At 45.3% G+C, this 13962-nt stretch carries 6 protein-coding genes and 1 tRNA gene; all 7 read left to right on the top strand.

The features are described 5' to 3' along the window. Positions 1-1270: calcium-binding protein (locus QUB11_RS10860; RefSeq protein ID WP_333390519.1), on the top strand; the 1270-nt coding region annotated here is incomplete at its 5' end. A gap of 382 nt (positions 1271-1652) precedes the next feature. Beyond that, positions 1653-1724 (top strand) — tRNA-Gly (locus tag QUB11_RS10855). Positions 1725-2242: 518 nt separating this feature from the next. Further along, on the top strand, positions 2243-3190 hold the full coding sequence (trhO, locus tag QUB11_RS10850; protein ID WP_333390517.1) for an oxygen-dependent tRNA uridine(34) hydroxylase TrhO: 948 nt from the start codon (positions 2243-2245) through the stop codon (positions 3188-3190). 258 nt (positions 3191-3448) lie between these two features. Beyond that, entirely contained in the window at positions 3449-4105 is a 657-nt protein-coding gene (locus QUB11_RS10845; protein ID WP_333390514.1) for a glutathione S-transferase, read from the top strand. Positions 4106-4532: 427 nt separating this feature from the next. Beyond that, on the top strand, positions 4533-7907 hold the full coding sequence (gene dpdE / locus QUB11_RS10840; RefSeq protein ID WP_333390511.1) for a protein DpdE: 3375 nt from the start codon (positions 4533-4535) through the stop codon (positions 7905-7907). Between the two features lie 467 nt (positions 7908-8374). Further along, complete coding sequence (locus QUB11_RS10835; RefSeq protein ID WP_333390509.1) at positions 8375-10279, top strand: response regulator; 1905 nt, start codon at positions 8375-8377, stop codon at positions 10277-10279. 242 nt (positions 10280-10521) lie between these two features. Then, complete coding sequence (locus QUB11_RS10830) at positions 10522-13956, top strand: PAS domain S-box protein (protein WP_333390506.1); 3435 nt, start codon at positions 10522-10524, stop codon at positions 13954-13956. Positions 13957-13962: the final 6 nt, after the last annotated feature.

The raw sequence follows: 13962 nt of genomic DNA, 5'->3' as shown, positions 1-13962 counted from the left end.
CAATATTTCTCTGTCCTTGGCAGCGGGAACTCTGGGCTTAGGGCGGCAAGGTACCAGTCTGGTAGTTGATATCAACAAAGACGGGATAGCTAAGGCTGCGGATGACTTGGTGATTTTAGACTTTTTCGGTGCATCCCCAACCCTCGCGGGTGCGGGTTTGATCGAAACCATCAACAACCTCTCTGGTAGCGACATTCTGGCTGCTAATTTACCAGACTCACCCACAGCGCCAACACCCACAGCGCCAACACCCACGACGCCAACACCCACAGCACCAACACCCACGGCGCCCACACCCACGGCGCCCACACCCACGGCGCCGACACCCACAGCGCCCACACCGGTTGCACTCCCACCGCTGCCACCCACGGCGCCCACACCGGTTACAACGCCCACACCGGCTACAACACCTACACCCGTTTTCACTCCGGCACCGACTCAGACGATCGCACTTCCGATCGCACTCACACTCACAAACGCACCCGCACCGACAGGTTCAGCGTCAGGGAATATCGGCAGTAACAGCAATGACGTGATCGTTGCGATCGACGCTAACAGTCCCGTCTACGGCAACAAAGGCAACGACAGCTTAATCGGCAATAGCGAAAACAACACATTCTTCGGAGGCAAAGGTGACGATGCCTTATTTGGCGACGACGGCAACGATCTCCTCTTTGGCAACGACGGCAATGACACCGTGATTGGAGGCGAGGGTAACGATATCGAGTTAGGAGGAAAAGGTGAGGACGTTTTGTATGGCGGCGGCGGTAACGATGCCATCAGCGGCGATCTAGGCAACAATACTTTAGCCGGCGACGCTGGAAACGACTCCCTGTACGGCGGTAAAGATAATGATGCTTTGCTGGGCGGTACTGGCAACGATTTCCTCTACGGCAAAGAAGGCAACGACATTCTCAGCGGCGTTGACGGCACTGCTGCTAATCCAGGGCGCGGCGAAATCGATACCCTGATTGGCGCTGAAGGCAATGATACTTTCTTGCTGGGAGATGCCACCAAGTTCTATTACAACGATGGCAACGATACCGGCACTGGCGCAGGCGACTACGCTTTGATTGTCGGTTTCAACCCGACTGAAGATATCCTCCAACTTCAAGGTGCTCCTAGCACTTACCTGTTAGGTGCTTCACCCGAAGGATTGCCTGCTGGAACCGCTATCTTTAAGAAGACTTCGGGCTCGGATGAATTGATTGCGATCGTCCAATCAGTTTCTTTCCTGGCTATTGACAGCAACTCTTTGCGCTTCGTCTAACGGCAAAGTTCGATCGCCCTCGATCGATCGGCGGTTGAAACCGCTTCTTGTCAAACGAAGTCCCTCTCGCTTGAGACTAAGAAATTTAAGTTAGATTAAGTCCTGCCTTTGGTGCAGGACTTTTTTTGTGCGGTGGAGGGGCGAGGGGCGATCGCAAAATGGACACAGGACTTACGCATGGGGCTCAGAAACCGGGTTTTTTACGAAAATACTTTGTTGAAACCGCTAGATTCGGTAAAAAACCCGGTTTCTTTGGTCGGAGTGCCTAAGTCCTGTTACACTCAAAATCGCCTGATCCAAATCAGAAAATAGGTGTATAATGTTTTATAGTCGTTTTTGAGCGTAATTGCTACAAAGTGAAAACAGCTAAAAAACACTAAGCGCGGGCGTAATTCAGCGGTAGAATGTCAGCTTCCCATGCTGAACGTCGTGGGTTCGAGTCCCACCGTCCGCTTGCGCGAACAGTATTTAAAACCCTTGATAAATCAAGGGTTTTGGCGTTTCTAGGGCTTGTTTTCCGTGATTGCAAAGGATGTTTTGGAGATAAATACAGAGTTTTTGGAGACAAATACAGGGTTGTTGATGGCTGCTTGGAGACAATTTGGAGACAAAATTGGAGACAATCAAGTGCCTAGACTTGCCAATACGTCCAACACAGTTTCCATATCCGCCAAATCAGCCCTCGACTTTTTGGGTGGTACTTTTAACCCCCATTCCGCACCTCTACTAGACGTAGGGGTCATGGTAAAATTTCAAAATCGACAGGACAACGTTAGCCCTTTGGAGACAATTTGGAGACCACACGGGATACAAAAATCAGCTCGGAGGATGTAACCCTTTGCCAGTATCGGGTTCCATGAGTGATGCTTACCTCTTCCGCTGAACCTCGTGGGTTCGAGTCCCACCGCCCGCTTTGACTGAATTTTCATATAATTTAATTATGAAATTTAATTACTCTTATCCATTCGATATATGGCTTATTTCTTAACCGCTGCTTTATATAAGTTCGTTGAACTACCTGATTTTGCTGACCTGAAAGCACCGCTACTCGATTGTTGCAACAACAACAACGTCAAAGGCACTATCTTGCTGGCCCAAGAAGGCATTAATGGCACTATTGCCGGCTCGTCTGAGGGCGTACACGCAGTGCTGGCATTCTTGCGTAGTGACCCGCGTTTTGCGGATCTGGTACACAAGGAATCTTTCTCGGAAAAAGCACCTTTTTACCGTCTGAAAATACGCTTGAAGCGCGAAATAGTCACGATGGGAATACCGGACATTAATCCCCGCCTCATGGCTGGCAAATATGTTAAGCCTGATGAGTGGAATAAGCTGCTTGACGATCCCGATGTTGTCGTGGTTGATGTGCGTAACGACTTCGAGGTATCTATGGGTACTTTTGAAGGCGCTATTAATCCCAAAACAAAAAGCTTTTCTGAGTTACCTGAATGGGTGCGGCGGGAAACTGCTTTACGCAATAAACCCAAGGTGGCAATGTTTTGCACGGGTGGTATTCGCTGCGAGAAATCTACTGCTTTTTTGCGTAGTCAAGGTTTTGAGGAAGTCTATCATCTCGAAGGCGGAATTTTAAAATATTTGGAAACGGTGCCGGAAGCCGAAAGTCGTTGGGAAGGTGAATGTTTTGTGTTTGATGAACGGGTTTCTGTTGGTCAGGACTTAAAGCCGGGTAACTATGAACTTTGTCGCGGTTGTCGTCACCCGATTAGTCAGGAAGATAAGGCTTCTGAATTATTTGTGCTTGGTGTGAGTTGTCCTCATTGTCATGACTCCAAAACTGAAACCAAAAAACAAGCTTTATCTGAACGTCAACGTCAGATTGAGCTTGCTAAGCGTCGCAACCAAGTACATATAGGCGCGCGCTACGATGCGAAGGAAAAAGTAGATGGTGCGATCGACTAATAGTATTATTCACTAAGCTCAAAGAAACCCGGTTTCTCGGAAAAATCTTGTTTGACGACGAGAAATATCGAAAGAAACCGGGTTTTTGACCCGAAAAACCCGATCGCGCGATCGACTAATTATATTGTTTCCGGTTGCATCACAATAATAAAATCGAGTCAACAGTTAACACTCAACTATTCAGTTTTTCGACCCGCCCGTCAACAGTCAACAGTCAACAGTCAACAATAATTCCGGTGCAACCGGAATTGATATAATATGTCAGCAAAATACCCGATTTTGTATTCCTTCCGCCGCTGTCCCTATGCTATGCGCGCGCGCTTGGCCTTGATGGTTAGCAATCGGGTGTGTGAGTTACGGGAAGTTGTTTTGCGAGACAAACCACCAGAGATGTTGGAAGTATCTCCCAAAGGTACAGTACCAATATTAATTGATGTTGACGGGCGGGTACTCGATCAAAGTATCGATATCATGTTGTGGGCATTGAGACAACATGATCCTGAAAAATGGTTGATGCCACAGCAAGGTTCGGTTACAGAAATGCTGGAACTAATCGCTCTATTTGATGATAGATTTAAATATCATCTTGACCGTTATAAGTACCCCGATCGTTATCCCGGTGTTGATGCCCAAGTACATCGTTATGAAGGTTCTTTATTCCTGGAAAAACTTAACTTACAGTTAAGCGCGACTAAATATTTATTTGGTAACAATGTAGCATTGGCTGATATGGCGATCGCACCTTTTGTTCGTCAATTCGCTCATACAGATCAAACTTGGTTCAACGAACAGCCTTGGCCGCCGCTACAAGCTTGGTTAGCAGGGTTCACAGACTCGGAAATTTATAGCAGTGTGATGCAGAAATATCCGAAATGGGAATCTGGTAATCTAGGCGTTATTTTTCCTTCCTCGTAATTAGTTATTCAGGACTTACGCATTCAAGGGCGTTGAATCAAGGGTTTGAGATTGTTTCACTACGTTTTCTTGGGACAGAAAATGGTAGCCTTTTAGGAACAGGCTTTTCGGCCTGTTCCACAAGAAAATTTATCTTTTGTGGAACGGGCCGAAGAGCCCGTTCTTGAGAATGGTGCAAAATGTGAGTTTTAATTCATAGGTTGCACCATTCTCAAGTAGCCTTTTAGGAACAGGCATCTTGCCTGTTCCACAAGAAAATTTATCTTTTGTGGAACGGGCAAGATGCCCGTTCTTGAGAATGGTGCAAAATGTGAGTTACCATGCTAAACTTATTTTTCTCAGAATACAAGATTTGCTGTCATTTGACTAGAAAAGTGACGGCGGCAAAAATCGCATTTTGCTAAAATTTTTAACGTGAAAGGCGTTAGTGTATTCTAGTAAGTATTGTCAGGCTGAAACTATGATTGATGTTGGTTCGTTAGTGCGATCGCCCAGAAACGATTTGGGAGTCGGAAAAGTTGTCGAGGTATCGCGTACCGAGGCGGTAGTTGAATATTTTTGCTCAGTTAAAAACCGCATCCGCAAAACTGTGCCCTTAACTCTACTGCAAGAAGCCATACTTCAGCGCCAAACCCGCTGCTACCTCTGGAGTACCACTCAGGAAAGGTGGATTATCGGTCGAGTTTATGACTGGGATGAAGATAAATTAGAGTACGAAATTGACCTCCCCGACAGCCAAAGTTTGCAAGCTGTTGAAAGCGAACTTTACGTTCGCTGCAATATCCCGATCGCCGATCCGATCGACATTTTAGCAGTCAAAGGCCAAGAAACGCCGTATTTTCACGATCGCCGATTGGCATTCGTTCAATCTGCGATCGAACAGCGGGCCGTCAGCCGCGGCATGACGGGTTTAATTTCTGCTAACATAGACCTCTATCCGCACCAAGTTGAAGTCGTCCGGCGCGTCCTAGAAGACCCAATCGTGCGCTATTTATTAGCCGACGAACCAGGACTAGGAAAAACAGTAGAAGCCGGGACAATTCTCCGCCAATTTCTGCTAGATGAACCCAACGGACGCGCTGTGGTGCTGGTTCCGAAATACCTGCTCGAACAGTGGCGGCAGGAGTTAGAAAATAAATTCTATTTGTCTCATTTTGCTGACCGAGTGCAGCTTGCTGCTGTTAGCGACATCAATCAAATTAGTCGCAACGCTAACCTAGATTTTCTGATTGTGGATGAAGCGCATGATGTGGCGGCAATGGCACATTCGAGCGATCGTACTCAGCAGCAGTCGTTTGAACTTTGTGAGAAACTAGCTCAGAAAAGCAAAAATGTATTGTTATTATCTGCAACGCCAGTTCTCGGCCATGAGCAAGATTTTCTAACGATGCTGCACTTGTTAGATCCCACAACTTACCGTCTTGATGACCTGGAGAATTTCAAAGAACAGGTACAAAACCGTCAAGAAATCGGTCGCGCTTTGCTAGATTTTCGAGAAAATGCCAAGCCTGCTGTTTTGCAAACAAAACTCGCTCAACTCCGTACTATTTTTGCCAAAGATGATTATTTAATCGGATTAGCAACAGAGTTAGAAAGTTGTTTGAAAACGAAAGAAACCGCAGAACAGGCTCGGCTTGTCCGAACTATTCGCACTCATGTTAGCGATACCTACCGCCTCCATCGTCGCATCCTTCGCAACCGCCGGGATGCGGTTGAAGATGTGATTTTCGAGCGAGAGGCTGTCCCCAAAACCGAGTACGATCTGAATGATGAACAGTGGTCGGAAATTCAAACCGTACTCGATAAATGGCGGACAGTCGCTCCCAAGTCGAGCGAATATCAGAGAATTTTTCTGCTATTTTTCCGCGCTTCTGGTACTTGGCTGAATGTTTTAGAACGGGTTGTTAAAGCTCGCTTGCAGAAAAAATCGACTCCAGAACTCGATCGCGAATTTGGACAAAACGACACGGCAATTTTGACCAAAACGGAGCTGTTTCCCGAAGAAAGGGAAATGCTGGAAACCTTGCTCAACACCCTGGAAAAGCCCCAGGAAGGGCTCGATCGACTGAGTTTGTTACGAATCGCGGTTCTCCGATTTCTCGCAGTTGCTTTGAAGGTTCCGCGCGAGTATCACAGCAAGCCTCGCGATTTGCTGTCGAGAATTCAACAGCAAATTAAACGACCGATTCCGGGCGAGCGTTTCCCGAAAATTGTGATTTTTACCAGTTTTACTGCAACTTGTAAAGAGATTGCGGAAAATTTAGCTAAAATCTTTGGTAAAAATGCGATCGCCAGCCATGACATGACCAAATCGGCTGATGATGTTGAGGCTAGTCTCAAGCGGTTTAAGACTGAACCCCATTGTTTTATCTTAGTGTGCGATCGATCGGCAGAAGCAGGGGTAAATCTGCAATTGACAGATTGGTTAGTTCACTTCGATTTGCCGTGGTTTCCCCATCAGTTAGAACAAAGACTCGGCAGAGTCGATCGCATTGGCAGCAAAATGGGAGTGCAATTTTGTTTGTTTGCAGGCCCGGATTTGCCGGAGAGTCCCCACGAAGCTTGGTTTCAAGTTTTAAAAGATGGGTTTGATATCTTCAACAAATCTATTGCCAGCCTTCAGTTTTATGCTGAGAAAAAACTTCTCAAACTTGAAGAAAAGTTGTTTGCTGAGGGAGGCAAGGGCTTATCCAGCGAAATTGAAGCGATTAAAACTGAAATCGAACAAGAGAAAATCAAAATTGACGAACAGTACGTTCTCGATGAAATTGATACTCTTGATGACAGTGCATCTCAGTATTTTGAATCTCTCGATAACTGCGATGCTAAGCATAAAGAAATGCAGCGGGCTACTGAAGGTTGGTTGTGTCAAGCTCTTCACTTCAAACAAATCGAACATCCGAGTGTATCGGGGTTGATGCGCTATAAACCTACTCAAAAAACGTTAATTCCCTCGAAGGATTTGATGACCAGATTGGTTCCTTATTGCCAGCAATATGGTAGTTACAATCGCCGTATTGCTCATCAGAATGCGGATGTCGCTCTTTACCGCATTGGTGAGGGATTGATCGATGCAATTAGCTCTTATATTCGCTGGGACGATCGCGGTCAAGCTTTTGCCATGTGGCGGCATGATGAAAGTTGGGATGCGGAGCCTGGGAAGGAGTGGTTTGGCTTTCAGTTTAATTATTCAATCCAGACTGATGTGCAGCCTGCTCAGCAAATTTTGCAAGCACAAAACATCGAAAATTACAACTTGAAAGCTTTGCAGCGCCGCGCTGATGCTCTGTTTCTCCCAATTTTTGAAACTGTGTTTGTAGATGCTCGCAGCGAGCCAATGTCTCTGGTGGAAGATGCGGAACTTCTGGCGATTTTGCAGCGGGATTATAAGGGGAAAGGCGGGCCGAATCGGGATTATAATTTGTCGAAAAATCGCACGTCGCTGATTGACAGTTTTGTCGATCCGCTAGAATGGGATGATTTTTGTCAAAAGGGACGGGTGGTATCTGAGGAGTTGCTGCGCGGGCGATCGCCTTTTGTGGAAATGTGCAATAGTTTCGCTGTCACTGCTGCTATCCAACTCGAAAACCGGGTGAATCAATTGCAGTTGCGATTGAATCGACTGTCTAAATCCGAACAACTTTTAGAATCGGTTTTAGCTGATGAAATCAATACCGAAAGTTTGTTGAGTCAAGCGGTTTTAGCTGGGATTCGCCGCCCGCACATGACTCTTGAGTCTGTGGGATTCATTGTGATTTCTGGGCGTCCTCCTGCTGCTGTAAAGTCGGAGGATGAAGGATAATTTGTTTGGGAGGGCGATCGCTCTTTTTGGGGGTGATCGCTTTTTAGCAACCGCAGATGCAGGCGGATAAACGCGGATGGACGCAGATGAAGGAAAGGGCGATCGGTTTTATCTAATACCAATTTTGTATGAGGCTGCACATATCTCGATCCCCCCTTTGTAGGGGCGGTGCGACCCCTACTCCCCGTGTCCGCCCCTACAAAGGGGGAGTAGGGGGTGGACAAGATTCTTCTCAAAGTCAACCCCTACTCCCCAACAATCAGGGGGATTTAGGGGGATCGAGATATGTGCAACTTCACATTAAATTGGTATAAACTGCGGAAGTGACAGCAATTTTTAGGTGATGGGACTGCAAAAATGGTAAGATAAAAGGAGTAGTAATAAGTAGCAGTTATTTAGTGAAAAGCCACGCTTCGGCCTGACATTAAAGCGCGTCGATCACATGGAAATTGCACCGCACAGCCAAAATGAAGAAGTCTCCGATCAAAATTCTGCTAGTAGAGGACGATGGAGGGCTGAGTGCAACACTGGTAAAGGTGTTGGAAGCAAATCATTACGGGTTTGATCTGGCAAATGAGGGACAAGTGGGCCTAGACTTGGCAGCAGCAATTGAGTATGACCTGATTTTGTTAGACGTGCAGGTTCCCAAACTAGATGGAATTAGTCTATGTCGGCAATTGCGATCGCAAGGCTACTGCAAACCGATCCTGTTAATCACGGCTAAGGATTTAGATGCGGAGGTGGTGGCTCTTCTCGATGCGGGAGCCGATGATTACATCAGCAAGCCTTTTGCTACGGAAGTATTACTGGCCAGGATACGAACTTTATTGCGACGCAGTAAAGCACTTTCCCCAGGAGGTTCTACTCAGAATTCAGCGGCTAATACATTGACTTGGGGAGAGCTTTGTTTAGATTTAGAGTCTGGTAGAGTGACATTTTGCGAACAAATAATTTCACTGACACCGACCGAATATAATCTGCTGGAATTATTACTGCGAAATCCCGATCGCATTTTTAGCCGCAGTGCCATTTTGGATCGGCTGTGGGGATTTGATGACGCACCAACCGATCGCGCCATTATCACTCATATTAAGGATGTCAGAAAGAAATTGAAGGCCGGCGGCTTAACTGAAGAAATTATTGAAACAGTTTATGGCATGGGCTATCGACTTAAACCGTACCCCCAATCTGCGCCCTTTAACTTAAAAAAGTTAGCCACAAAGAGTATCCAAAAACATCAATCTCGCGGGGTAGATAAGTCTGAGAGCGACAAAGTGTTAGAGCGGTTTCGGGGAGGCTTTAACCAACAAATTGCTCTATTGGAACAGGCAAAAACTGCTCTATTAGCAGGAAATTTAGCAACAGAATTACAGCAAGCGGCAAAAGAAGAAGCTCATAAATTGGCTGGCTCTCTGGGATCTTTTGGTTATCCAGAAGGCTCTAAATTGGCACATTCGGCAGAGAATTTGCTAATAAAATATCGCTCTTTGACTGCTGAGGAAATTACCCGCTTCTCGGAATTGGTGACAGGATTACAGCAGGAATTAGCCAAAACACCTATTAGATCAACGGCTGCACCAGTTTCTACTATTTCAATTTTCAACTATCGGGTTTTGGTAGTTGATGATGATGCTGCATTAACGGAGCGATTGAAAGTAGAATCCGCAGCTTGGGGATTGCGGATGAAAATTGCGCCGAATATTACTGCTGCCCGATCGCATCTTGCCTTGTCAATGCCCGATGTGATGTTACTAGATTTAAGTTTTGCAGAGACAGAGGAAGATGGATTGACGCTACTGCGAGAACTGACCGAGCGATCACCTACTCTTCCTATAATTGTCTTTACCGGACGAGATAGTCTTGCCGATCGCTTGGCAGTATCGCGCTTAGGTGCTAAGCAATTTCTCCACAAACCTGCAACCACCGAGCAAATTTTTCGAGCCATCGCTCGTGTTCTACCGAGTCCCAAAACTTCAGAAGCCAAAGTCTTAATCGTAGATGATGACCCTGTGATGCTGGTTATATTATCAGCGTTACTGACTCCTTGGGGAATTGAGGTGACAACTCTCAAAGAACCACAGCAATTTTGGGAGGTGTTAATTAGCACTAAGCCCGATTTAGTAGTGCTGGATCTAGAAATGCCGATCGTCAGTGGCTTAGAATTGTGTCAGGTCGTCCGACAGGATATCCAATGGGAAAATTTACCGATTTTGGTGGTGACAGCCCATACCGATCCAGAATCTCTCCAACAAGCCTTTGCAGCGGGAGCCGATGATTTTATTACCAAGCCGGTACTAGGGCCTGAATTAGTCACGCGGGTACTCAGCCGAATCAAGCGCACTCGTCCTGTACTTCAGGGTGGGAATACTTAAATAAAACTTATACCAATTTTTTATGAGGCCCCGTAGAATCCGATCACCCTGGCGCCCCCCGCGGGAGGGGAGTAGGGGGTGGGACAAGATTCCGATCAAAGTCAACCCCTACTCCCCAACAATCAGGGGTATGCGAGGGGGATCGAGATATGTGCAACTTCACATTAAATTGGTATTACGCACAAGGGCTAAAAACCCGGTTTTTGCCTCAATGTAAAAAATGTAATTAATTAAGTAGATTCATGATAGAACATACTGATGAAGATTATGGGAAATGGCAACAACAGCCACAGCCAATCCTGGCTAAAACAGCACTTTCTCTCTCCGCATCCCTTAAACTAGAAGATATTCTCAACACTACGGTAACTGACCTCAGAAACATTCTGCAATGCGATCGGGTAATTATCTTCCAATTTGCTCCAGACTGGAGCGGAAAGGTGGTCGTAGAGTCAGTTGGTTCAGAATGGACAGCAATCTTATCCACTCAGATACACGATCCTTGCGTGGGTGAAAGCTATATCGAACCCTTCAAACAAGGCTTATTCACCTCTAAATCAGATATTTATACTGCCGGAATTGATACTTGTCACCGGGAATTCCTGGCAAATTTTCAAGTGAGAGCTAACCTGGTTATTCCTATCCTTGAGGGAGAAGAACTTTGGGGATTATTGATTGCCCATCAGTGTGCCAAACCTCGCGAATGGCAACCATCAGAAATTGAACTCATGCGACAGCTAGCAACTCAAGCGGGAATTGCTATTCAGCAAGCTGATTTATTTGAGCGAGTACAAACGGAACTGAGGGAGCGCCAACAAGCAGAAATTGCCCTACAACAACTCAATGCTGAACTCGAACAACGAGTCGTAGAACGGACAGCAGAACTCAGTGAAGTCAACCATAGCTTGCAAAAATATATCAATCAAGTTGAAGACCTCTATAATAATGCTCCCTGTGGCTATCATTCCCTAGATGCAGCAGGAACAATAATTATGATTAATGATACGGAACTGAAGTGGTTAGGCTATACCCGCGATGAAATTTTGCATAAGAAAAATTATAGGGATTTAATGACATTGGAAAGTAAAAAAAATTTTGATATAAACTTTCCCTTATTTAAGAAACAAGGATGGCTAGAAAATTTAGATTTTCAGATTTTGAATAAAAACGGCAAACTTATTTGGATCAACTTAAGTGCTACAGCAATTTATGATGAAGCAGGTAACTTCATGATGAGTCGTTCTAGCGTATTTGATATCACCGAGCGCAAACTTACTGAAGAAGCCTTTCGCCAATATGAACGAATCCTATTTCATACAACAGATATGATTGTACTGATGGATAGCAACTATATTTATCAAATAGTTAATCAAGCTTATTTGACTTGGTGCAACAAATCTGAAAGCGAAGTTATAGGAAATTCTGTTAGAAATATCCTGGATGCAGACGTATTCGATAACTTGATTAAACCTAGGTTAGACAGATGTTTGGCGGGCGAAACAATTCAGTCTGAAAACTGGTTTGACTCTCCCAATTTAGTCAGCCAATTTTTGAGCGTTACCTATACGCCTTTACGTGATATAGGCGAAAAGATTGTAGGGGTAATCGTCAGTCTGCGCGATCTGACTAAACTGAAACAAGCCGAACAAATGCTGGAGCTTCAGGCTGTCATTACCCGCAATATGGCGGAAGGCATTTGTTTAGTAAGAGCAGATAATGCAGCCATTGTCTATGCCAATCCTAAATTTGAGCGGATGTTTGGCTATGACTTTGGTGAACTTAACGGTCAACACGTTGCGATTCTCAACTATGGCAGCGAATCGGTAAGTCCTGAAGAGGTAAATCAAGCTATTCGGTCTGCCGTTTTCCAAAACAGTGAATTCAGCTATGAAGTTCAGAATGTCAAGAAAGATGGGACTCCATTTTGGTGTAGTGCCACTTGCTCTGTATTCAATCATTCCGAGTATGGCGACGTTCTGGTGGCCGTTCATCAAGATATCACAGTAGCGAAGCACCTCGAAGAACTTCGACAAGAGGCGGCAGTAGCCTTACTACAGAAATCCCGAAAGGAAAATTTGCTCTGGAGGATTACTCAAGGGATTCGCCAATCTTTGGATCTGAATGCCGTTCTAAATACTGCTGTTACTGAAATCAGGCAGACATTACAAGCCGATCGCACTGCCATTTACCGCTTTAATCCTGATTGGACTGGTGATTTTGTCGTGGAGTCAGTTGGTGAGGGTTGGAGAAAACTGATAGGAAGCGATCTTCAAAAAAATTGTGTAGATACCTATCTGCAAGAAACTCACGGCGGTCGATTCCGCAATCAGGAAATTCTTGTTATTAATAATATTTATAGCGCTGAAATTCAACCCTGTCATATCGAGCTACTGGAAAAATTGCAAGCAAAAAGTTATGCAGTTTTCCCGATATTTTTGAGGGAAAATCTCTGGGGTTTGTTAGCTATCTACCAAAATACTGCACCTCGTCAATGGAAATCCTGGGAAATAGAATTACTTGAACAGATTGCCAGCCAATTGTCGATCGCCATTCAGCAATCCAAACTCTACCGACAACTTCAGGTCGAACTGCAAGAACGTAAGCAAGCCGAAGCCACGATCCGAGAAGCCGAACGACGCTGGCGATCGCTCTTGGATAACGTGCAGTTGATTGTTGTCGGACTCGATCAATGGGGAAATGTTAATTATGTTAATCCTTTTTTCTTAAAACTCACAGGATATACTCACCCAGAAGTTATCGGGAAAAATTGGTTTGAAAACTTCTTACCCCGTTCTAATCAAGAATCGATTCAAGTTGTTTTTTCGGAAGTTTTAGCCCAGAAATATCATCCCTATTATCAAAATCCCATCTTGACCCAATCGGGTGAGGAACGATTTATTGCCTGGAACAATACCATGCTGCAAGATTCAGAGGGAAACATCATTGGAACTATCAGCATTGGGGAAGATATTACCGAACGACAAAAGCTCGAACACATTAAAAATGAGTTCATTGGCATTGTCAGCCATGAACTTCGCACTCCTTTGACAGGAATTCAAATGTCATTGGGACTAATAAAAAGCGGGGTTTATGATAAAAAGCCCGAAAAATCTAGACGTATGATTGAAATTGCCCTCCTGGATACCAATCGATTAGTGAACCTGGTTAATGATATTTTAGATTTGGAGCGCCTAGACTCCGGGCGGGCAATTGTCGAGAAAACCGTTTGCAAAGCTGCCGATTTGATGCAGCAAGCAGTAGATAGCATTCAGGCGATCGCAACTCAACAGCAGATCTCATTAATCGTTACCCCCACGGATGCAGAAGTCTGGGCAACAGGAGATGCGATCGTCCAAACTTTAACAAATTTGCTCAGTAATGCGATTAAATTCTCACCTGCCGATTCTACAATTCATCTGAGTGCCGAAAACCAGACAGACTTTGTGCTGTTCCAAGTTAGCGATCGCGGACGAGGCATTCCAGCAGATAAACTAGAACTGATTTTTGGGCGATTTCAGCAAGTTGATGCCTCCGACTCCCGCGAAAAAGGAGGCACCGGTTTAGGTTTAGCAATCTGTCGCAGTATAGTTGAGCGACATGGTGGCAAAATCTGGGCCGAAAGTATCTTAGGTGAAGGCAGCACATTTTGCTTCACCCTACCCTTACCCACCATTGAATAACCCTTA

This window comes from Microcoleus sp. B6-A1 (assembly GCF_036705085.1).
Classification (GTDB): Bacteria; Cyanobacteriota; Cyanobacteriia; order Cyanobacteriales; family Microcoleaceae; genus Microcoleus.
Note: the sequence above shows the minus strand (reverse complement) of the source record. Positions and strands in the feature narration are given on the sequence as shown.

Excerpts from the sequence above, each read along its gene's own strand:
- trhO (WP_333390517.1), top strand. The coding sequence starts at position 2,243 with ATGGCTTATTTCTTAACCGCTGCTTTATATAAGTTCGTTGAACTACCT.
- QUB11_RS10845 (WP_333390514.1), top strand. The coding sequence starts at position 3,449 with ATGTCAGCAAAATACCCGATTTTGTATTCCTTCCGCCGCTGTCCCTAT.
- QUB11_RS10835 (WP_333390509.1), top strand. The coding sequence starts at position 8,375 with ATGAAGAAGTCTCCGATCAAAATTCTGCTAGTAGAGGACGATGGAGGG.
- QUB11_RS10830 (WP_333390506.1), top strand. The coding sequence starts at position 10,522 with ATGATAGAACATACTGATGAAGATTATGGGAAATGGCAACAACAGCCA.